General features: G+C 45.2%; 19 protein-coding genes. 15 read left to right on the forward strand and 4 right to left on the reverse strand.

Translation table 11 applies throughout. The features are described from left to right. Positions 1 to 315 precede the first annotated feature (315 nt). The 14 genes from mnmG (at position 316) to glmU (ending at position 13,238) form a co-directional block, all read left to right on the forward strand. Entirely contained in the window at positions 316 to 2,211 is a 1,896-nt protein-coding gene (gene mnmG / locus AACT19_RS22955) for a tRNA uridine-5-carboxymethylaminomethyl(34) synthesis enzyme MnmG (RefSeq protein WP_017077300.1), read from the forward strand. Positions 2,212 to 2,216: 5 nt separating this feature from the next. Continuing rightward, the gene (rsmG, locus tag AACT19_RS22960; RefSeq protein ID WP_017058801.1) at positions 2,217 to 2,849 is read left to right on the forward strand and encodes a 16S rRNA (guanine(527)-N(7))-methyltransferase RsmG; all 633 of its coding nucleotides are present in this window, start codon (positions 2,217 to 2,219) and stop codon (positions 2,847 to 2,849) included. 14 nt (positions 2,850 to 2,863) lie between these two features. Next, positions 2,864 to 3,637 (forward strand): ParA family protein, encoded by a 774-nt coding sequence (locus AACT19_RS22965; protein ID WP_017077301.1) that lies wholly within the window; start codon positions 2,864 to 2,866, stop codon positions 3,635 to 3,637. Between the two features lie 23 nt (positions 3,638 to 3,660). Continuing rightward, a complete protein-coding gene (locus AACT19_RS22970) occupies positions 3,661 to 4,542 on the forward strand; it encodes a ParB/RepB/Spo0J family partition protein (RefSeq protein ID WP_017081731.1) in 882 nt (293 codons plus the stop codon). Between the two features lie 191 nt (positions 4,543 to 4,733). Further along, positions 4,734 to 5,123 carry a F0F1 ATP synthase subunit I gene (locus AACT19_RS22975; protein ID WP_004735732.1) on the forward strand — a complete coding sequence of 130 codons (390 nt, stop codon included), beginning with the start codon at positions 4,734 to 4,736 and terminating at the stop codon, positions 5,121 to 5,123. An 8-nt stretch (positions 5,124 to 5,131) separates the two neighbouring features. Further along, positions 5,132 to 5,929, forward strand: a complete 798-nt coding sequence (atpB, locus tag AACT19_RS22980) for a F0F1 ATP synthase subunit A (protein WP_004735733.1) — start codon at positions 5,132 to 5,134, stop codon at positions 5,927 to 5,929. 50 nt (positions 5,930 to 5,979) lie between these two features. After that, a complete protein-coding gene (atpE, locus tag AACT19_RS22985; protein WP_004735734.1) occupies positions 5,980 to 6,237 on the forward strand; it encodes a F0F1 ATP synthase subunit C in 258 nt (85 codons plus the stop codon). A gap of 58 nt (positions 6,238 to 6,295) precedes the next feature. Then, positions 6,296 to 6,766 (forward strand): F0F1 ATP synthase subunit B, encoded by a 471-nt coding sequence (gene atpF / locus AACT19_RS22990; RefSeq protein ID WP_017077303.1) that lies wholly within the window; start codon positions 6,296 to 6,298, stop codon positions 6,764 to 6,766. A gap of 15 nt (positions 6,767 to 6,781) precedes the next feature. Beyond that, positions 6,782 to 7,315 carry a F0F1 ATP synthase subunit delta gene (atpH, locus tag AACT19_RS22995; protein WP_004735736.1) on the forward strand — a complete coding sequence of 178 codons (534 nt, stop codon included), beginning with the start codon at positions 6,782 to 6,784 and terminating at the stop codon, positions 7,313 to 7,315. Between the two features lie 13 nt (positions 7,316 to 7,328). After that, positions 7,329 to 8,870, forward strand: coding sequence for a F0F1 ATP synthase subunit alpha (atpA, locus tag AACT19_RS23000; protein ID WP_004735737.1), 1,542 nt, complete (start codon positions 7,329 to 7,331; stop codon positions 8,868 to 8,870). Between the two features lie 48 nt (positions 8,871 to 8,918). Beyond that, positions 8,919 to 9,785: a F0F1 ATP synthase subunit gamma gene (atpG, locus tag AACT19_RS23005; RefSeq protein ID WP_017073833.1), complete on the forward strand. Its 867-nt coding sequence runs from the start codon at positions 8,919 to 8,921 to the stop codon at positions 9,783 to 9,785. A 34-nt stretch (positions 9,786 to 9,819) separates the two neighbouring features. Then, positions 9,820 to 11,223: a F0F1 ATP synthase subunit beta gene (gene atpD / locus AACT19_RS23010; protein WP_017073834.1), complete on the forward strand. Its 1,404-nt coding sequence runs from the start codon at positions 9,820 to 9,822 to the stop codon at positions 11,221 to 11,223. Positions 11,224 to 11,241: 18 nt separating this feature from the next. Continuing rightward, positions 11,242 to 11,664 carry a F0F1 ATP synthase subunit epsilon gene (locus AACT19_RS23015; RefSeq protein WP_004735742.1) on the forward strand — a complete coding sequence of 141 codons (423 nt, stop codon included), beginning with the start codon at positions 11,242 to 11,244 and terminating at the stop codon, positions 11,662 to 11,664. A gap of 215 nt (positions 11,665 to 11,879) precedes the next feature. Beyond that, on the forward strand, positions 11,880 to 13,238 hold the full coding sequence (gene glmU / locus AACT19_RS23020; protein ID WP_065608163.1) for a bifunctional UDP-N-acetylglucosamine diphosphorylase/glucosamine-1-phosphate N-acetyltransferase GlmU: 1,359 nt from the start codon (positions 11,880 to 11,882) through the stop codon (positions 13,236 to 13,238). Between the two features lie 127 nt (positions 13,239 to 13,365). Here the strand turns inward: glmU and punC are convergent, their stop codons facing one another. Beyond that, on the reverse strand, positions 13,366 to 14,577 hold the full coding sequence (gene punC / locus AACT19_RS23025) for a purine nucleoside transporter PunC (protein WP_017090728.1): 1,212 nt from the start codon (positions 14,575 to 14,577) through the stop codon (positions 13,366 to 13,368). A gap of 163 nt (positions 14,578 to 14,740) precedes the next feature. Between punC and punR the strand changes: the two genes are divergently transcribed. Then, positions 14,741 to 15,655: a DNA-binding transcriptional activator PunR gene (punR, locus tag AACT19_RS23030; RefSeq protein ID WP_004735746.1), complete on the forward strand. Its 915-nt coding sequence runs from the start codon at positions 14,741 to 14,743 to the stop codon at positions 15,653 to 15,655. 98 nt (positions 15,656 to 15,753) lie between these two features. On the opposite strand, the gene ilvA is transcribed toward punR, so the two are convergent. From ilvA to AACT19_RS23045, 3 genes are read right to left on the reverse strand one after another with little or no spacing between them, the layout of a single operon-like run. Next, complete coding sequence (gene ilvA / locus AACT19_RS23035; protein WP_017087280.1) at positions 15,754 to 17,298, reverse strand: threonine ammonia-lyase, biosynthetic; 1,545 nt, start codon at positions 17,296 to 17,298, stop codon at positions 15,754 to 15,756. A gap of 2 nt (positions 17,299 to 17,300) precedes the next feature. Next, positions 17,301 to 19,142, reverse strand: coding sequence for a dihydroxy-acid dehydratase (gene ilvD, locus AACT19_RS23040; RefSeq protein WP_076648948.1), 1,842 nt, complete (start codon positions 19,140 to 19,142; stop codon positions 17,301 to 17,303). Between the two features lie 33 nt (positions 19,143 to 19,175). After that, positions 19,176 to 20,144 (reverse strand): branched-chain amino acid transaminase, encoded by a 969-nt coding sequence (locus tag AACT19_RS23045; protein ID WP_004735750.1) that lies wholly within the window; start codon positions 20,142 to 20,144, stop codon positions 19,176 to 19,178. Between the last annotated feature and the right edge of the window lie 10 nt (positions 20,145 to 20,154).

The raw sequence follows: 20,154 nt of genomic DNA on the forward strand, positions 1-20,154 counted from the left end.
CAACTTTCTAGCCAATTCTCCCCTGTGAATAAGTAGCCATTTTGATCCCAGCTAATCCTCATCATGATCAAAGTTAGATCACATACTTTGATCCAAAAAAGATCCATGATCTTGTTGATCATTTTTGACTTATCCACAGATACCCTCGATCCTAATAATAGATATAATAAAAGATCTCTATAAAGATCTTATCTATATTAATTAAAAACAGCTTTATCGAAAAATCCCAAAAACGTTTTCTCAAGCTATGAAAACAGGTAGAATATCGCTCCTTTTTATCAATCTAGAAAACGTTTGAATACCCGAGGTCGGTTCATGCTTTATCACGAAAAATTTGACGTCATCGTTGTTGGTGGTGGCCATGCAGGAACGGAAGCCGCACTCGCATCTGCACGTACTGGTCAAAGTACGTTACTACTCACTCATAATATCGATACGTTGGGACAAATGTCTTGCAACCCTGCTATTGGCGGGATCGGTAAGGGCCACTTGGTAAAAGAGGTCGATGCAATGGGTGGATTAATGGCGCAAGCTATTGATCATGCAGGTATTCAGTTCAGAACGTTAAACGCATCAAAAGGTCCTGCGGTACGTGCAACTCGTGCACAAGCTGACCGCGCGCTTTACAAAGCCTTTGTTCGAAATGTTCTTGAAAACACGCCAAACCTAACTCTGTTTCAACAATCGGTTGATGACTTGATCGTTGAACAGGATCAAGTGGTGGGTGTTGTTACACAGATGGGCCTTAAGTTCCGTGCTAACGCTGTGGTACTGACGGTGGGTACATTTCTAGGTGGAAAGATCCATATTGGTATGGAAAGTTCTTCAGGTGGTCGTGCTGGTGATCCACCATCGATCGCACTGGCTGACCGTCTTCGTGATCTTCCATTCCGAGTTGATCGCCTGAAAACGGGTACACCTCCTCGTATCGATGCACGTAGCGTTGATTTTTCAGAGTTAGAGGTTCAGCACGGTGATAACCCAACACCTGTATTCTCGTTCATGGGTAACCGAGCTCAACAGCCTCGCCAAATTCCATGCTACATCACGCACACTAACGAAAATACGCATGACGTTATTCGTGCCAATCTCGATCGCAGCCCAATGTACGCGGGCGTGATTGAAGGTATTGGCCCGCGTTACTGTCCATCGATTGAAGACAAAGTGATGCGTTTTGCTGACAAGAACAGTCACCAGATTTTCATTGAACCTGAAGGTCTAACGACACATGAGCTATACCCGAATGGTATCTCGACAAGCCTGCCATTTGATGTTCAGGTAAAAATCGTTCACTCAATGAAAGGTTTTGAAAATGCTCATATCGTCCGCCCTGGCTATGCGATCGAGTATGATTTCTTTGATCCTCGCGACCTTAAGCTGACTTACGAAACTAAGTTTATTAAGGGTCTATTCTTTGCCGGTCAAATCAACGGTACCACTGGCTACGAAGAAGCGGCAGCACAAGGCTTGATGGCCGGTCTGAATGCAAGTTTGTTCACACAAGGCAAAGAAGGCTGGAGCCCGCGTCGTGACCAAGCTTACATGGGCGTTCTTATTGATGATCTATCGACGATGGGTACCAAAGAACCTTACCGTATGTTCACGTCTCGTGCGGAATACCGTTTGTTACTTCGTGAAGACAACGCTGATATCCGCTTGACTGAGAAGTCGCGTGAACTTGGCTTGGTGGATGATGCTCGTTGGGCTCGATTCAACGAGAAAGTAGAAAACATGGAGAAGGAACGTCAACGTCTAAAAGAAACATGGATTAATCCAAAATCTGAAGATGTTGATCAACTGAACCAAATTCTTAAAACACCTATGTCTCGTGAAGCAAGCGGTGAAGATCTTCTTCGTCGCCCTGAAATGACTTATTCACAACTAACGGCATTGGATCGTTTTGGTCCGGCATTGGAAGATCAACAAGCATCCGAGCAAGTTGAGATCCAAGTGAAGTACGATGGTTATATCCAGCGTCAACAAGACGAAATTGAAAAATCACTGCGTCATGAAAACACCAAATTGCCTGCTGATATCGATTACAGCAAGGTGAAAGGACTTTCTAACGAAGTGGTTCTTAAACTAACGACTGCTAAGCCTGACTCAATTGGTATTGCTTCTCGAATTTCAGGTATTACGCCTGCAGCAATCTCAATTCTGTTGGTTTATTTGAAAAAACACGGCCTGCTGAAAAAAGGTGAGGAAGCATAATCATAATGAGCGCATTACGCGAAAAACTGGATCACCTGATTGGCCAGACTGAACTTGAAGTATCTGAAAAGCAACGTGGCCAATTGGTTGGCTACGTTGAGTTACTGAACAAGTGGAACAAGGCTTACAACCTAACGTCAGTTCGTGACCCGCAAGAAATGATGGTGAAACATATCTTAGATAGCATCATTGTTAGCACTCACTTACAAGGCAAGCGCTTTATTGATGTAGGTACAGGCCCTGGTCTTCCTGGGATTCCGCTCTCAATCATGAACCCTGACTGCGAGTTTTACTTGCTCGATAGCCTAGGTAAGCGTATTCGTTTTATTAAACAAGTGATTCATGAATTGGGCATCGACAACGTGGTACCGGTTCAAAGTCGTGTTGAAGAATTTCAACCCGAAGAAAAGTTTGATGCCGTGCTCAGTCGCGCATTTGCGTCAATGACAGACATGGTAGAGTGGTGTCACCATTTACCTAAAGAGCAATCCGGTGTATTTTTGGCTCTTAAGGGACAACATCCTAGAGACGAAATCGACCTGTTACCTGAATGGTGTTCAGTGACAGACATTAAAGCTTTGCAAGTGCCAGAGCTTGATGGAGAGCGTCATCTAGTTACTTTATCGCGTCAGGGATAATCAGCGAGGCCATAGTGGGTAAAATCGTAGCAATTGCCAACCAGAAGGGCGGCGTAGGAAAAACAACAACTTGCATTAATTTGGCAGCATCAATGGCGGCAACAAAACGCAAGATATTGGTTGTTGACCTCGATCCTCAAGGTAATGCCACTATGGCGAGCGGTGTCGACAAGTATCAAGTTGAAGCAACTGCTTACGATTTGCTGGTTGAAGACACCCCATTTGATGAGGTAGTTTGCCGAAGTACATCTGGCAACTATGACCTCATCGCCGCAAACGGTGATGTGACTGCGGCAGAAATCAAGTTAATGGAAGTATTTGCTCGTGAAGTTCGTTTAAAAAACGCACTCGAATCCATTCGCGACAACTATGATTTCATCTTTATTGATTGCCCACCTTCATTAAACCTTCTTACAATCAACGCGATGGCTGCGGCCGATTCCGTATTGGTTCCAATGCAATGTGAATATTTTGCTTTGGAAGGTTTGACTGCGTTGATGGATACCATCAGTAAGCTCGCTGCGGTAGTAAACGAGAATCTGAAGATCGAAGGTCTTCTTCGGACAATGTATGATCCTCGTAACCGCTTATCGAATGAAGTCTCTGATCAACTCAAAAAACACTTCGGTAGCAAAGTTTACCGAACTGTGATCCCTCGAAATGTACGTTTGGCAGAAGCGCCGAGTCATGGCAAGCCAGCAATGTACTACGACAAGTATTCCGCAGGTGCTAAGGCATATCTTGCTCTTGCAGGCGAAATGTTGCGTCGTGAAGAAGTCCCAGTATAGGTCTAACCAAAGGAATTCGCTCAATGTCTAAGCGTGGTTTAGGAAAAGGGTTAGATGCATTGCTTGCAACTAGCTCATTGGCTCGTGAAAAACAACAAGTTGCTTCTCATAGTCAGGCTTTGTCTGCAGAAGGCGAGTTCACAGAGATTGCCATTGGTAGCTTGAAGCCAGGCGTATATCAACCGCGTAAGGATATGGCGCCAGAAGCGTTAGAAGAGCTGGCCGCATCTATTCAATCTCAAGGTATTATTCAACCTATCGTAGTGCGCCCTTTAGCGTATGGACAATATGAGATTATTGCTGGTGAGCGCCGTTGGAGAGCTGCGCGTCAAGCTGGCTTAAAACAGGTGCCGTGCTTGGTCAAGAAGGTTGAAGACAAAGCTGCGATTGCGATGGCATTGATTGAGAACATTCAGCGTGAAGACTTGAATGTTATCGAAGAAGCACAAGCGCTAGAGCGCTTACAGAACGAGTTCGAGCTGACACATCAACAAGTCGCCGAAGTGATCGGTAAATCGAGAGCAACGGTTAGTAACTTATTACGTCTAAATCAGCTAGAAAATGAAGTAAAAGGTTTAGTTTCTAATAAACAACTGGAAATGGGTCATGCTCGGGCATTGCTTGCGCTTGAAGGTGATACCCAGATTGAAGCAGCAAACACTGCGGCAACCAAAAAAATGACCGTTCGTCAAACTGAGCAGCTTGTCAAAAAGTGCTTAAAACCAGACGTTGAACCAGAATCGAAGCCTGAAGACACAGAAGCTATCGAACTTTCACGAAGACTCACGGAAAAATTGCAAGCAAACGTTTCAGTTACTCGTTCTGTTAGCGGTAAGTCAAAAGTGACGATTACTCTTGATGAGCCTCACAAATTAGAGCAACTTATTGCTAAACTAGAGTACTAAATGAGATAATTGATTTAGGTCAATTATGTAATAAACAAGTAATTTCGTACAAAAGTTGTCGGTTTGTATGCAAAAATGTAAAAGATTGCTGCATTGTGATTGCAATCAATTTGGCTGAACGTATAATTTTCGCCAATTTCTCAGCACGCTTATAAGCGAGTGGTAAAGTGGGCTTAAAGAGGAACGAATACATGGTAGCGGCGTTAGCAAGACCAGGACGAGTGCTTGCAAAGCAAATGTTATTGATCGAGCTTAGCGCGGTTATATTAGTGGCGATAGGGTTAGGTTTAGCTGTTAATCCTGATTGGGGTTTTGCTGCATTAATCGGTGGCGGTATTTTTGTCATCGCGAATGTAGTTTTTTGTGTGTGTGCTTTCCTATTTTGTGGAGCTCGTGCAACTAAGTTAGTTGCGGCGTCGTTCTATGCTGGCGAAGTGCTCAAAATCTTAATCACAGTTTTACTATTCTCTATTGTCTACATGTATATGCAGGTGGAATTAATTCCCCTCAAACTGACCTATTTACTGGTTCTAGGTATTAATATCTTTGCGCCAGTGCTTTTCATTAACAATAAAAAATAGGATGAGTTATGGCTGCGCCAACAGCATCCGGATACATTGAACACCATTTACAAAACCTTTCTTTAGCTAAGTTTGGTCTTGTAGAGGAAACAAGTTTCTGGAACGTACATATAGACAGTCTGTTTTTTTCTGTGCTGACAGGGGTGTTATTCCTTTGGGTTTTTCGCTCAGTCGCTAAGAAAGCAACAGTAGGTGTACCTGGTAAGCTTCAGTGTTTTGTTGAAATGGTAGTGGAATTCGTTGGCGACAACGTTAAAGAAACTTTCCATGGCCGCAATCCTCTGGTAGCTCCATTAGCACTGACTATATTCTGCTGGATTATCATAATGAACTTGATGGACTTAGTGCCTATCGATTTCTTACCGTATCCTGCAGAGCATTGGCTAGGTATCCCTTACTTGAAAGTGGTTCCTACAGCTGATGTAAATATAACAATGGCAATGGCTTTAGGTGTTTTTGCTCTGATGATCTACTACAGCATCAAAGTAAAAGGCTTAGGCGGATTTGCTAAAGAATTGGCACTGCATCCATTTAATCACCCAATCATGATTCCATTTAACTTGGTGCTTGAGGTAATTTCGTTATTAGCGAAGCCACTATCTCTAGGTATGCGTTTATTTGGTAATATGTTTGCGGGTGAGGTGGTGTTTATTCTTATCGCGGCAATGCTACCGTGGTACTTACAATGGGTAGGTGCACTACCTTGGGCTATCTTCCATATCTTGGTTATTTTGATTCAAGCGTTTGTTTTCATGATGTTGACAATCGTTTACCTATCAATGGCCCATGAAGATAGTGATCACTAAAAAAATTTTTAAGCTTTATTCTAACTATTAATGTTAATCGGAGAACGTAAATGGAAACTGTACTAAGTTTTTCAGCAATCGCTGTTGCTATCATTGTTGGTCTTTGTGCCGTAGGTACTGCAATTGGTTTTGCTATTCTTGGTGGTAAATTCCTAGAAGGCGCTGCGCGTCAACCTGAAATGGCTCCAATGCTACAAGTTAAGATGTTCATCATCGCTGGTCTACTGGATGCTGTTCCAATGATCGGTATCGTAATCGCACTACTATTCACGTTTGCTAACCCATTTGTAAGTCAGCTAGCAGGCTAATTAACTCTTAATAGTTAATTAAATTTTTGTAGTTGATTCTTAACGAGGAGTAGCTGTTGTGAATATGAACGCAACTCTGTTAGGTCAAGCAATTGCTTTTTCGCTGTTTGTTTGGTTCTGCATGAAATATGTATGGCCACCAATCATGCAAGCAATTGAAGAACGTCAGAAGAAAATTGCTGACGGTCTTGTAGCCGCTGAACGCGCTGCTAAAGACTTGAACCTGGCACAAGCCAACGCTTCTGAGCAAATGAAGGAAGCGAAGCGCACTGCAACTGAGGTTATTGATCAGGCAAACAAACGTAAAGCTCAAATTATTGATGAAGCTCGCGAAGAGGCTCAGGCAGAACGCCAGAAGATCTTAACGCAAGCTGAAGCTGAAATTGAAGCTGAACGCACACGTGCCCGTGATGACCTGCGCAAACAAGTCGCAACTCTGGCTATAGCTGGTGCTGAGAAAATCCTTGAGCGTACAATCGATAAAGATGTACACAATGATCTTCTTAACAACATTACTGCAAAACTTTAAAGCAAGGGGCTGTATATGTCTGATTTGACTACAATCGCACGCCCCTATGCTAAAGCAGCGTTTGACTTTGCGGTAGATAAAGGTGAGCTAGACCAATGGGGTCAAATGCTTACTTTTGCTGCCGAAGTGGCACAAAATGATGATGTTCATAATTTATTAAGCAGTTCAATGACTGCTGAAAAGTTAGCTGAAATATTCATTGTAATTTGTGGCGAACAATTTGATGAATTCGGCCAAAACTTAATTAAAGTGATGGCAGAGAATGGTCGTTTAATGGCCTTTCCTGATGTTTGTAAACAGTTCTTATTGCTTAAACAAGAGCACGAGAAAGAAATCGACGTTGACGTTACTTCAGCGGTTGAACTTTCTGAAGAACAGCGCACAAGCATCATCAGCAAATTGGAACTGCGCCTAGCGCGCAAAGTTCAGCTGAATTGCAGTATAGATGAGACTCTACTTAGTGGAGTTATTATTCGAGCCGGAGACCTAGTCATCGATAACTCAGCGCGCAGTCGTTTAGACCGCCTGAGCGATGCATTGCAGTCTTAATGGGGATTGGAGCATGCAACTTAATTCCACTGAAATTAGCGATCTAATTAAACAACGTATTGAATCTTTCGACGTTGTTAGTGAAGCTCGCAATGAAGGTACTATCGTTTCTGTAAGCGATGGCATCCTTAGCATCCACGGCCTAGCGGACGTGATGCAAGGTGAAATGATCGAACTACCGGGTGGCCGTTACGCGCTAGCACTAAACTTGAACCGTGATTCGGTTGGTGCTGTTGTAATGGGCCCGTATGCTGACCTACAGGAAGGCATGAAAGTTACAGGTACTGGTCGTATTCTTGAAGTACCAGTAGGTCCTGAAATGCTTGGTCGTGTTGTAAACACGCTAGGTGAGCCAATTGATGGTAAAGGTCCTATCGAAGCGAAACTAACTTCGCCTGTAGAAATTATCGCACCAGGTGTAATCGACCGTAAATCGGTAGATCAACCTGTTCAAACTGGTTACAAGTCAGTTGACTCAATGATCCCTATCGGTCGTGGTCAACGTGAACTAGTAATCGGTGACCGTCAGACTGGTAAAACAGCAATGGCGATCGATGCGATTATCAACCAGAAAGACTCTGGTATTTTCTCTATCTACGTAGCTATCGGCCAAAAAGCGTCGACTATTGCTAACGTAGTTCGCAAACTAGAAGAGCACGGCGCACTGGCTAACACTGTTGTTGTTGTTGCATCTGCTTCTGAATCTGCTGCGCTGCAATACCTTGCACCGTATGCTGGTTGTGCGATGGGTGAATACTTCCGTGATCGCGGCGAAGATGCACTGATTGTTTATGATGATCTATCTAAGCAAGCGGTAGCTTACCGTCAAATTTCACTACTACTTAAGCGTCCACCTGGCCGTGAAGCGTTCCCTGGTGATGTTTTCTACCTTCACTCTCGTCTACTAGAGCGTGCTGCTCGTGTAAGCGAAGCATACGTAGAAAAGTTCACTAACGGTGAAGTGACAGGCAAGACTGGTTCTTTAACCGCTCTTCCTATCATCGAAACGCAAGCTGGTGACGTATCTGCATTCGTACCAACGAACGTAATCTCGATTACTGATGGTCAGATCTTCCTACAAACTGAACTATTCAACGCGGGCGTACGTCCAGCTGTTGACCCTGGTATCTCAGTTTCTCGTGTAGGTGGTTCGGCGCAGACTAAAATCATCAAGAAGCTATCTGGCGGTATCCGTACTGCTCTAGCTCAATACCGTGAACTAGCAGCATTTGCACAGTTCTCATCGGATCTTGATGAAGCGACCAAAAAGCAACTAGACCACGGTCAAAAAGTTACAGAACTGATGAAGCAGAAACAATATGCTCCTATGTCTGTATTTGACCAAGCTCTAGTAATCTTCGCTGCAGAGCGTGGATACCTTCAAGACGTAGAACTGTCAAAAGTTCTAGATTTTGAAGCTGCTTTACTGTCGTTTGCTCGTGGTCAATACGCTGATCTAGCAACACAGATCGACGCAACGGGTGCTTTCAACAAAGAAATCGAAGCTGAGCTGAAGAAGCTTGTTGACGATTTCAAGGCAACCCAGACCTGGTAATTGGTAGGTGGTCTTAGGGCCACCTCATACCATTAACGGAGAGTAACGATGGCCGGCGCAAAAGAGATACGTAATAAAATCGGTAGTGTTAAAAGCACACAGAAGATTACGAAAGCAATGGAAATGGTAGCAGCTTCGAAAATGCGTCGTTCTCAAGACGCAATGGAAGCTACTCGTCCATATGCAGAAACAATGCGTAAAGTGATCGGTCATTTGGCTAATGGTAGCCTCGAGTATAAGCATCCTTATCTTGAGGAACGTGAAGCCAAACGTGTTGGTTACATCATCGTTTCTACAGACCGTGGTCTTTGTGGTGGTTTGAACATTAACTTGTTCAAAAAAGCTATGAACGACATGAAAGATTGGTCTGAGAAAGGTGCTGATGTAGAACTTGCAATTGTAGGTACTAAAGCAACAGCATTTTTCAATAACAGCGGCGCGAAAGTAGCAGCTCAAGTTTCTGGTCTGGGCGATCGTCCAAGCCTTGAAGACTTGATTGGCTCTGTAAGCGTTATGCTGAAGAAATATGATGAAGGTGAATTGGATCGCCTGTTCGTAGTGTTTAACAGATTTGAAAACACTATGGTTCAAGAACCAACGATCGATCAATTACTTCCTTTGCCTAAATCAGACAGCGAAGAAATGAAACGCAGTCATTCTTGGGACTACATTTATGAGCCCGAGCCAAAACCACTACTAGATGCACTATTAGTTCGATACGTCGAATCTCAAGTGTATCAAGGTGTGGTCGAGAATCTTGCTTGTGAGCAAGCAGCTCGAATGATTGCAATGAAATCAGCAACAGATAACGCTGGTGACATTATTGATGACTTAGAACTTGTGTATAACAAAGCCCGTCAATCGGCGATTACACAAGAACTTTCTGAGATCGTTTCAGGCGCAGCTGCGGTTTAAGCTTAGGTAAAACTAAATAGTTAGAGGATTAACGATGGCTACAGGTAAGATCGTACAGATCATTGGTGCGGTAGTCGACGTAGAGTTCCCACAGGGCGAAGTACCTCGTGTATACGATGCTCTGAATGTTAATGAAGTGACAGAACGTCTAGTTCTTGAAGTTCAGCAACAACTTGGCGGTGGCGTAGTACGCGCAATCGTAATGGGTAGCTCTGATGGTTTACGTCGTGGTTTGACAGTTGAAAATACTGGCGCTCCAATCTCGGTACCAGTAGGTACTAAGACACTTGGTCGTATCATGAACGTCCTAGGTGACGCAATTGATGAGTGTGGTGAAATCGGTGCTGAAGAGCATTACGCAATTCACCGCGAAGCTCCAAGCTACGAAGAGCAGTCTAACGAGACTTCTCTTCTAGAAACTGGTGTTAAAGTAATCGACTTGATTTGTCCATTCGCTAAGGGTGGTAAAATCGGTCTATTCGGTGGTGCTGGTGTAGGTAAGACCGTTAACATGATGGAACTTATCAACAACATCGCACTTCAACACTCAGGCCTATCTGTATTTGCAGGTGTAGGTGAGCGTACTCGTGAAGGTAACGATTTCTACTTTGAGATGCAGGAAGCTGGTGTTGTAAACATCGAAAACCCTGAAGAATCAAAAGTAGCGATGGTTTACGGTCAGATGAACGAGCCACCAGGTAACCGTCTACGTGTTGCACTGACTGGTCTAACAATGGCTGAGCGCTTCCGTGACGAAGGTCGTGACGTTCTACTGTTTGTTGATAACATCTACCGTTACACACTAGCAGGTACTGAAGTATCAGCACTTCTAGGTCGTATGCCTTCTGCGGTAGGTTACCAACCTACACTAGCTGAAGAAATGGGTGTTCTACAAGAGCGTATCACGTCAACTAAAGCTGGTTCTATCACGTCTGTACAGGCGGTATATGTACCTGCGGATGACTTGACTGACCCGTCTCCAGCAACAACGTTCGCTCACTTAGATGCAACGGTAGTACTTAACCGTAATATCGCATCTATGGGTCTATACCCAGCGATCGACCCGCTAGATTCTACTTCACGTCAACTGGATCCATTGGTAGTTGGACAAGAGCACTACGACATCGCTCGTGGCGTTCAGTCTACTCTTCAGCGCTATAAAGAGCTGAAAGATATCATTGCTATCCTAGGTATGGATGAGCTATCTGAAACAGATAAGCAAGTTGTATCTCGTGCTCGTAAGATTGAGAAGTTCCTAACTCAGCCTTACCACGTAGCGGAAGTATTTACAGGTGACCCAGGCGTTTACGTACCTCTTAAAGAGACTCTACGTGGCTTCCAAGGTCTTCTATCTGGTGAATACGATGACATTCCAGAGCAAGCGTTCATGTACTGTGGTGCAATTGACGAAGCTATTGAGAATGCTAAGAAGCTATAAGGCTAACTAGGAGGCGATATGGCAGCAATAACCTTTCACCTAGATGTTGTAAGTGCAGAGAAACAAATTTTCTCAGGCCTTGTTGAGACGTTTCAGGTGACCGGTAGTGAGGGTGAGCTTGGTATTTTCCATGGTCACACTCCACTGCTGACCGCTATCAAGCCTGGTATGGTGCGTATTGTTAAGCAGCACGGCCACGAAGAAATTATTTATGTTTCTGGTGGTATGGTAGAAGTTCAACCTGGTACAGCGACTGTACTGGCTGATACGGCTATCCGTGGTGAAGAACTAGACGCAGCAAAGGCGGAAGAAGCTAAACGCAAGGCTGTGGAGAATATCCAAAATCAGCATGGCGATATAGACTTCGCACAAGCGGCCGGTGAACTGGCTAAAGCCATTGCTCAGTTACGAGTTATCGAACTGACAAAACAGCGTCGTTAATCTTTTATAAGATTACTGACTCTGAGATAAAGGCGACCTAAGGGTCGCCTTTTTGCATTTTTAGGTTATCCCGCCCTGAAATGTGGTTACACATTGAGGACTAATGATGACCCTTTTACGTATCAGTACTGGTTAAATAGCTATTACAATTTAATTTGTTAGCTAAAAACGGTTACAATATCGGCTTAATAAAAATAATGTTGGATAGGTTTACAATGAAGTTTAGCGCGGTAATTCTCGCAGCGGGCAAAGGCACTCGCATGTATTCAAACACACCAAAGGTTCTGCACACGCTTGCAGGTAAGCCGATGGTTAAACATGTTATTGATACTTGTAACGGCTTAGGCGCTCAAAACATCAACTTGGTTTACGGTCACGGTGGTGATCAGATGAAGGCTACTTTAGCTGAAGAATCGGTAAACTGGGCACTGCAAGCTGAGCAGTTGGGTACTGGCCACGCTGTGGATCAGGCATCTGCACATTTCGCTGATGATGAAAAAGTCCTGGTGCTATACGGTGATGTTCCATTGATTTCACCTCAAACCATTGAAAACCTATTAGACGCTCAACCAAACGGTGGCATCGCGCTACTTACGGTCGTGTTAGACAACCCAATGGGCTACGGTCGTATTATTCGTCGTAATGGCCCTGTTGTGGCTATCGTTGAGCAGAAAGATGCAACGGATGAGCAGAAGCTTATCAAAGAGATCAACACTGGCGTTATGGTGGCTACTGGTGGTGACCTGAAGCGTTGGTTGTCTGGCTTAAGCAACGATAACGCACAAGGTGAATACTACCTGACTGACGTTATTGCAGCGGCTCACGATGAAGGTCGTGCTGTAGAAGCTGTACACCCAGTAAGCCCAATTGAAGTTGAAGGCGTGAATGACCGCTCTCAACTGGCCCGTCTAGAGCGCGCTTATCAAGCTGAGCAAGCAGACAAACTATTGAAGCAAGGCGTTATGCTACGTGACCCAAGCCGCTTTGATCTACGCGGTGAATTGCAGTGCGGTATGGATGTTGAGATTGATACTAACGTTATCATCGAAGGCAGCGTAAGCATTGGCGACAACGTGGTTATCGGTACCGGTTGTGTATTGAAAGACTGTGAGATCGATGACAACACCATCGTGCGTCCATACAGTGTAATTGAAGGTGCAACGGTCGGTGAAGACTGTACGGTTGGTCCTTTCACTCGTCTACGTCCTGGTGCTGACATGCGTAATAACTCGCACGTTGGTAACTTCGTTGAAGTGAAGAACACTCGCCTTGGTGAGGGCTCTAAAGCGAATCACCTAACGTACTTAGGCGATGCTGAAATTGGTCAGCGCGTAAACGTGGGTGCTGGTGCTATCACTTGTAACTATGATGGCGCAAACAAGTTTAAGACCATCATCGGCGATGACGTATTCGTTGGCTCAGATAGTCAATTAATTGCTCCAGTTACTATTGGTAATGGCGCTACCGTTGGTGCTGGCTCTACAGTAACTCGTGATGTTGCTGAAAATGAGTTAGTTATCAGTCGTGCTAAAGAACGTAAGATTGCTGATTGGAAACGTCCAACTAAGAAGTAAGTACTAACGTCCAAAAGATATTCTGATACAAGCCAGTAGCAATGCTACTGGCTGCTTTCTAAATAACTTTAGATATAAAAAAAGAGCGAGATTACTCGCTCTTTTTTTGTTTTCGTTAAACGATAAACTAGTCTTGCTTATCGTCAGCAACCACTCGAGAGTTATCCGGCGTTGCGAAGTGTTCAGAAAGCTCTTTGTTCGAAACAATATAGCCAACCCACAATGCACCTAAACAAATCACTACCGCAATTCCTGTTGCGCTTAGTGCTTGGCTTGCCATTGCTGCAACCAATGCACTTGCTAGGCCACTAATACTGATTTGCAGGCTGTTTTGTAAGCCAGCCGCTGTCGCAGGGCTCTGTTTCGCGCTTGATAGGGCACGGTTTACTACGATTGGGTAAAGTGCGCCATTCGCTACGGCAATTAGACAGAAAGGTGCTAGTAGAGGCCAGATCGAAGTCAGTTCCCATTGTGATGCAATGAAAATCAGTAATGCGGCAACACTAAACAAACCAATAAGATTTCTTAGTACGACACCATCGCCATACTTCTTCACTGCCTGCTTACCGAAGTAACCACCCGCCATGAATGCAATTGTCTGTGGAATAAAGCTCAAGCCGATGTCTTTTGCTTCATAACCCAGTTGAGCCATGATCTCTGGCATACCGGTTAGGTAAGCGAAGAACGCTGCTGACGCTGAAGCAAACATCAACACATTACCCATGTAAGGCTTTGAATGAAGCAGTGCTTTGATATCGGTTTTGATCGACGTTTGTTTTACTTCTGGCGCTTCTTTTGGTTGAGCCATGGTCGTTGCGATCAACAATGCACCCATTAGCGTCAGTGTGATAAAGATACTGTGCCAACCAAAGCTGTCCGCTAGTAACACACCCAGTTGCGGTGCTAATGCTGGAGATAGCGCTACTAGAGGCATGATAGTCGCAAAAATTTGCTGGCTGCTGCTTTGAGAGTAACGCTTAATAACCATTGCTTGCCAGATTACCGCAGGCGCACACACACCGATCGCTTGAATGAAGCGCAGCGTTAGTAGGTGCCATACTTCGGTACTGAATGCTAAGCCGAATGAAGCTGCAGTAAAGATAACAAGACCAACCGCTAGCGTATTACGGTGACCATACTTGTCACTCGCCAGACCCCAAAGAAGCTGACCCATTGCCATACCACCAAGGAATACGGTTAGAGACAGAGCAATCTGCTCAGGGCCGGTTGCAAAATCGACTTCCATTGCCTTAAATGCAGGAAGGTACATATCGGTCGCAATAAAGCCAAGCATGGAAAGAACTGCAAGGTAGACCAATTGAAATTTAGAAATATTCATAAAATGCCATTAAACTAAAGGTAGTGATGTTTTTATCATCAAAAAAATTGTTAGATAATCAGGAGTAAGAACCCCTGTTTATTTATGCTGACATTCTATTTTTCAGAGCTGATAAAATAAAACGCTAAAATATGTAGTTATCAATCAAAAAATTTGAAGGCTTATGTTCTCTAAATCCTCGTTAGAAATGCTTGATACCGTTGCTCGCTTGGGCAGCTTTACTGCGGCTGCAGAGCAATTGCACAAAGTACCATCGGCGATCAGCTATGGGGTTAGGCAGGTAGAGCAAGAGCTTGATGTTCTACTTTTCAGACGCTTACCAAGAAAAGTAGAGCTGACGCCTGCTGGGGAGTTGTTTATTGAAGAGGCTCGTCAACTGCTGAGACAGATGGAAGAACTCAGTGCGCAAACTCGCCGAGCTGCGCGTGGTTGGAAGAAAACCTTACGTCTAACCCTTGATAACGTGGTTAAGCTCGACAAGATGAAGCCGATGATTGAAGAGTTTTATCAAACCTTTGAGTTCGCTGAGCTGCAGATCAACATGGAAGTGTTTAATGGTTCTTGGGAAGCCATTGCACAGGGCAGGGCCGATGTCGTCATTGGAGCCACTTCGGCGATTCCGGTTGGCGGTGACTTTGAAGTTAAGGATATGGGGCGGTTAGATTGGGCATTTGTGATGTCACCCAGTCACCCGTGTGTGCGAGAGCAAAACCTTAATGAAGCCTTTGTTAGCCAGTATCCCGCGATCTGTTTGGATGATACTTCTAGCGTACTGCCTAAGCGTCATACTGGCCACTATGCGAGTCAGAGACGTCTTCTATTACCTAATTGGTACAGTGCGATAGAGTGCCTCAAGAATGGTGTTGGGGTGGGTTACATGCCAAGGCATATTGCCGCGCCTATTATCGAGCAAGGCTTGCTTGTGGAAAAAATACTACCGGAGCCTAGCCCGCAGAGTCACTGTTGTTTGGTTTGGAGAAAAGATGACAACCATAAATTGATCGAATGGATGGTCAAATATCTAGGATCAAGTGAACAGCTGCACCAAGATTGGTTGGATCATCGTAAAGCACTTTAATGATCTATTTGAAATAGGATCGTGTGAGGTTTTACCTGAAAGCGTTCAAATAAAAAGAGCGAGTAAATACTCGCTCTTTTGGTTCGATAGCTTAACTCTTAAGACAAGAAGAACTTGTAGGAAGGGTTGTCTGTTTCATCTTTGCACTGGTAGCCAAGTTCTTCTAAGTGTGTAGAGAACTGAGCTAAATCATCATCACCGAGTTCGAAGCCACACAGCACTCGACCGTAGTCGGCACCATGGTTACGATAGTTGAACAGGCTGATATTCCAGTGAGTCCCTAAGGTATCAAGGAATTTAATCAATGCACCTGGGTATTCAGGAAACTCAAAGCTGTAAAGACGTTCTTTCAATGGCTTCGATGGTTTACCGCCTATCATGTAACGAATGTGCAGCTTTGCCATCTCGTCATCAGACAAGTCGACAACCGCGTAGTCACCCTCACGTAAGTCATTGATGATGTGTTCGAGTTCTTCTTGTCCACCTTGTAGACGTACACCAACGAAGATATTCGCCAGGCTTTCGTCGTTGTGGCGGTAGTTAAACTCAGTCACCGCTCGACCACCAATAATGTTACAGAACTCTAGGAACGCACCTTGTCGCTCTGGAATAGTTACCGCAAGTAGACCTTCTCGCTTCTCACCCAATTCACAACGCTCAGAGACATAACGTAGACCGTGGAAGTTGGTGTTCGCACCAGACAGTACCGTTGCTAGTTGCTTATTTTGCAGTTGGTTTTGTTCTGCAAACTTCTTAAGGCCAGCCAGAGCAAGCGCTCCTGAAGGCTCAGCAATCGCACGGGTGTCTTCAAAGATGTCCTTTACCGCAGAGCAGATTTCATCGCTAGAGACGGTAATATGACCATCAATGTACTGTTGGCAAAGACGGAAGGTTTCTTCACCAATGCGTTTAACCGCAACACCATCAGCAAACATGCTGACCTGATCCAGTACCACTGGTTCACCCGCATCCAGTGCTGCTTTCAAGCAAGCCGAGTCTTCAGGCTCTACCGCAATCACTTTAATCTCTGGCATCAGTTGTTTGATAAGCACTGCAACACCAGCGGCTAAGCCACCACCACCAACCGGCACAAAGATATAATCCATGTGGCCGTTTTGCTGCAGCATCTCCATACCCATAGTGCCTTGCCCAGCAATCACCAGTGGGTGATCGAAAGGAGGAACAAAGGTGAAGCCATGTTCAGCCGACAGACGTTCCGCTTCCGCTTTCGCTTCATCGAAATTACTGCCGTGTAAAACGACCTTACCGCCAAATCCGCGTACTGCATCAACCTTGATATCCGGTGTCGTTTTCGGCATCACGATTGTGGTTTGAATACCTAACTTAGAGCCAGATAACGCCATACCTTGTGCGTGATTCCCTGCGGATGCTGCGATAACACCGGCTGCTTTCTGTTGTTCAGAAAGGCTTGAAACCATGTTGTAAGCACCGCGCAGCTTAAACGAGTGTACCGGCTGACGGTCTTCTCGTTTTAGCTGAACCTGATTACCGATACGAGCGCTTAAGCGTGGCATATCTTGCAGAGGTGTCACGATTGCCGCTTCGTAAACCGGTGCTCTCAGGATCTGGCGCAGATAATCTGCGCCACTTTGTTTTTTGGGACTGGAGGTGTCATCACTCATAGTTAGCCCTCAAGCTTAGACTTATCACGCACAGCGCCTTTGTCGGCACTGGTCGCCATGCTTGCGTAAGCTTTCAGTGCGAAAGACACTTCACGTTGACGGTTTTCTGGTTTCCAGCCTAATGCATCTTGTTTTTCACGACGTGCTGCTAGTTCATCTTCAGCCACATCAAGCGTGATTGAGCGGTTAGGGATATCGATAGTGATGATATCGCCTGTGTTCACTAGACCAATTACGCCGCCGCTTGCTGCTTCTGGAGAAGCGTGACCGATAGAAAGGCCTGATGTACCACCAGAGAAACGACCATCGGTTAGAAGAGCACAAGACTTGCCTAGACCCATCGATTTTAGGTAAGTCGTTGGGTAGAGCATTTCTTGCATACCCGGGCCGCCTTTAGGACCTTCGTAACGAATGACAACCACTTCGCCTGCTTTTACTTTACCCGCTAAGATGCCTTCTACTGCCGTATCTTGGCTTTCGAATACGATTGCAGGGCCTTGGAATTTAAGGTTTTCTTCATCAACACCCGCGGTCTTAACGATACAACCATCAACGGCGATGTTACCTGAAAGTACCGCTAGGCCACCTTCTTGGCTGAACGCGTTTTCTTTGGTACGAATACAACCTTCTTTGCGGTCGTCATCTAGACGATCCCAACGGCAATCTTGTGAGAAAGCTTTGGTGGTACGGATGCCCGCAGGACCTGCACGGAAGAACTTAAGCACGGCTTCGTCTTCTGTTTGCATGATGTCGTATTGAGCGAGCTGCTCTTGCATGCTTAGGCCAAGTACGGTGCGAGTTTTATTATTCAGTAGGCCAGCACGATCAAGCTCACCTAGAATCGCCATTACACCACCAGCACGGTGAACGTCTTCCATGTGGTATTTCGGTGTTGAAGGAGCAACCTTACAAAGGTGCGGAACGCGACGAGACATCTCATCGATATCATCCATATCAAAATCAATGTCACCTTCTTGAGCGGCTGCTAAAAGGTGAAGTACTGTGTTACTTGAGCCACCCATTGCGATATCAAGCGCCATCGCATTATCAAAGGCAGCGCGATTTGCGATGTTGCGTGGCAGTGCTGACTCGTCATCTTGCTCGTAGTAACGCTTAGTTAGATCAACGATGCGTTTACCGGCGTTGATGAATAGCTCTTCACGGTCTGCGTGCGTCGCCAGCATAGAACCGTTACCCGGTTGAGATAGACCTAGAGCTTCTGTTAGACAGTTCATTGAGTTTGCTGTGAACATACCTGAACATGAACCACAGGTTGGACATGCAGAACGTTCTACTTGCTCACTTTGCTCGTCTGAAATCGTTGGATCGGCACCTTGAATCATCGCATCAACAAGGTCGAGCTTGATGATTTGATCTGAAAGCTTGGTTTTACCTGCTTCCATTGGGCCGCCTGATACAAAGATCACTGGGATGTTAAGGCGCATTGCTGCCATCATCATTCCCGGAGTGATTTTGTCACAGTTAGAGATACACACCATTGCATCCGCACAGTGTGCATTGACCATGTATTCTACTGAGTCTGCAATAAGCTCACGTGATGGCAGTGAGTACAGCATGCCGCCGTGGCCCATTGCGATACCATCATCGACTGCGATGGTGTTGAATTCCTTTGCGATACCACCCGCTTTCTCGATTTCACCCGCAACCAGCTGACCCATATCTTTAAGGTGAACGTGGCCTGGAACAAATTGAGTGAAAGAGTTTACAACCGCGATGATCGGCTTACCGAAGTCATCATCTTTAACGCCAGTTGCACGCCATAAAGCGCGCGCACCAGCCATGTTGCGTCCGTGGGTTGTCGTTGCTGAACGATAGATTGGCATTGTTTAAATCCTTATAAAATATTTGGCTGTTGCTTACTTATTTGTTTGTGTTTGGCTTTCTGACGCATGGTCTGCTGGATAAACGTAGTCTAACCAGCCCCATTTATCTTCAGTGGTTCCATTGAATAAACCAAAGTAAGCTGCTTGAACTTTTTCAGTGATAGGACCGCGTTTGCCTTCACCTACTGTAATTTTGTCTACACTGCGAACCGGAACGATCTCTGCAGCTGTGCCTGTCATGAATACTTCATCGGCAAGGTATAGCGCTTCACGAGCAATGTTCTCTTCACGGATTTCGTAACCCATGTCTTTTGCTAGTGTCATGATTGAATCACGGGTGATGCCCGGTAGAATCGCGCTGGTTGCTGGTGGCGTTGATAACACACCATTACGAATCACAAAGATGTTCTCGCCAGCACCTTCTGAAAGGTAACCATCGACGCTCAGTGCGATACCTTCATCGTAACCATGACGACGAGCTTCACCACCAACCAGTAATGAAGATAGGTAGTTACCACCAGCTTTCGCAGCGGTAGGGATAGTATTTGGCGCGGCACGATTCCAGCTTGAAATCATCGCATCTACACCATTCTCTAGCGCTTCTTCACCTAGGTAAGAACCCCAAGGGAACGCAGCGATGATCAGATCCATCTCAGTATTTTCTGGCGGGCAGACACCCAAACCAACGTTACCGACAAAGCCCAGTGGGCGTATGTACGCAGACTGTAGCTTATTTTGGCGTAGCGTTTCGCGAGTCGCTTCCATAATTTCTTCCTCAGTAAAAGGAATAGGGAAGCGGTAGATTTTCGCTGAGTCTTTTAGGCGTCTTGCATGCTCTGGGTGACGGAAGATTACCGGCCCTTTTGGCGTGTTGTAACAACGAACGCCTTCAAACACAGAAGTACCGTAGTGCATTGCGTGAGTCAGGACGTGAACGTTCGCCTCTGCCCAAGGAACCATTTCACCGTTAAACCAAATATAGTCTGCTGTTTTAGCTGTCATGTTTGCGGTT

This window comes from Vibrio sp. 10N.222.47.A9 (genome assembly GCF_963872585.1).
GTDB lineage: Bacteria > Pseudomonadota > Gammaproteobacteria > Enterobacterales > Vibrionaceae > Vibrio > Vibrio splendidus.

Bases quoted from the DNA above. Each gene is read 5' to 3' on its own strand.
- mnmG (WP_017077300.1), top strand. From the start codon at position 316: ATGCTTTATCACGAAAAATTTGACGTCATCGTTGTTGGTGGTGGCCAT.
- AACT19_RS23015 (WP_004735742.1), top strand. From the start codon at position 11,242: ATGGCAGCAATAACCTTTCACCTAGATGTTGTAAGTGCAGAGAAACAA.
- atpG (WP_017073833.1), top strand. From the start codon at position 8,919: ATGGCCGGCGCAAAAGAGATACGTAATAAAATCGGTAGTGTTAAAAGC.
- atpB (WP_004735733.1), top strand. From the start codon at position 5,132: ATGGCTGCGCCAACAGCATCCGGATACATTGAACACCATTTACAAAAC.
- atpE (WP_004735734.1), top strand. From the start codon at position 5,980: ATGGAAACTGTACTAAGTTTTTCAGCAATCGCTGTTGCTATCATTGTT.
- atpA (WP_004735737.1), top strand. From the start codon at position 7,329: ATGCAACTTAATTCCACTGAAATTAGCGATCTAATTAAACAACGTATT.
- AACT19_RS23045 (WP_004735750.1), bottom strand. From the start codon at position 20,144: ATGACAGCTAAAACAGCAGACTATATTTGGTTTAACGGTGAAATGGTT.
- rsmG (WP_017058801.1), top strand. From the start codon at position 2,217: ATGAGCGCATTACGCGAAAAACTGGATCACCTGATTGGCCAGACTGAA.
- AACT19_RS22970 (WP_017081731.1), top strand. From the start codon at position 3,661: ATGTCTAAGCGTGGTTTAGGAAAAGGGTTAGATGCATTGCTTGCAACT.
- ilvA (WP_017087280.1), bottom strand. From the start codon at position 17,298: ATGAGTGATGACACCTCCAGTCCCAAAAAACAAAGTGGCGCAGATTAT.
- atpH (WP_004735736.1), top strand. From the start codon at position 6,782: ATGTCTGATTTGACTACAATCGCACGCCCCTATGCTAAAGCAGCGTTT.
- punC (WP_017090728.1), bottom strand. From the start codon at position 14,577: ATGAATATTTCTAAATTTCAATTGGTCTACCTTGCAGTTCTTTCCATG.
- punR (WP_004735746.1), top strand. From the start codon at position 14,741: ATGTTCTCTAAATCCTCGTTAGAAATGCTTGATACCGTTGCTCGCTTG.
- ilvD (WP_076648948.1), bottom strand. From the start codon at position 19,142: ATGCCAATCTATCGTTCAGCAACGACAACCCACGGACGCAACATGGCT.
- AACT19_RS22975 (WP_004735732.1), top strand. From the start codon at position 4,734: ATGGTAGCGGCGTTAGCAAGACCAGGACGAGTGCTTGCAAAGCAAATG.
- glmU (WP_065608163.1), top strand. From the start codon at position 11,880: ATGAAGTTTAGCGCGGTAATTCTCGCAGCGGGCAAAGGCACTCGCATG.
- atpD (WP_017073834.1), top strand. From the start codon at position 9,820: ATGGCTACAGGTAAGATCGTACAGATCATTGGTGCGGTAGTCGACGTA.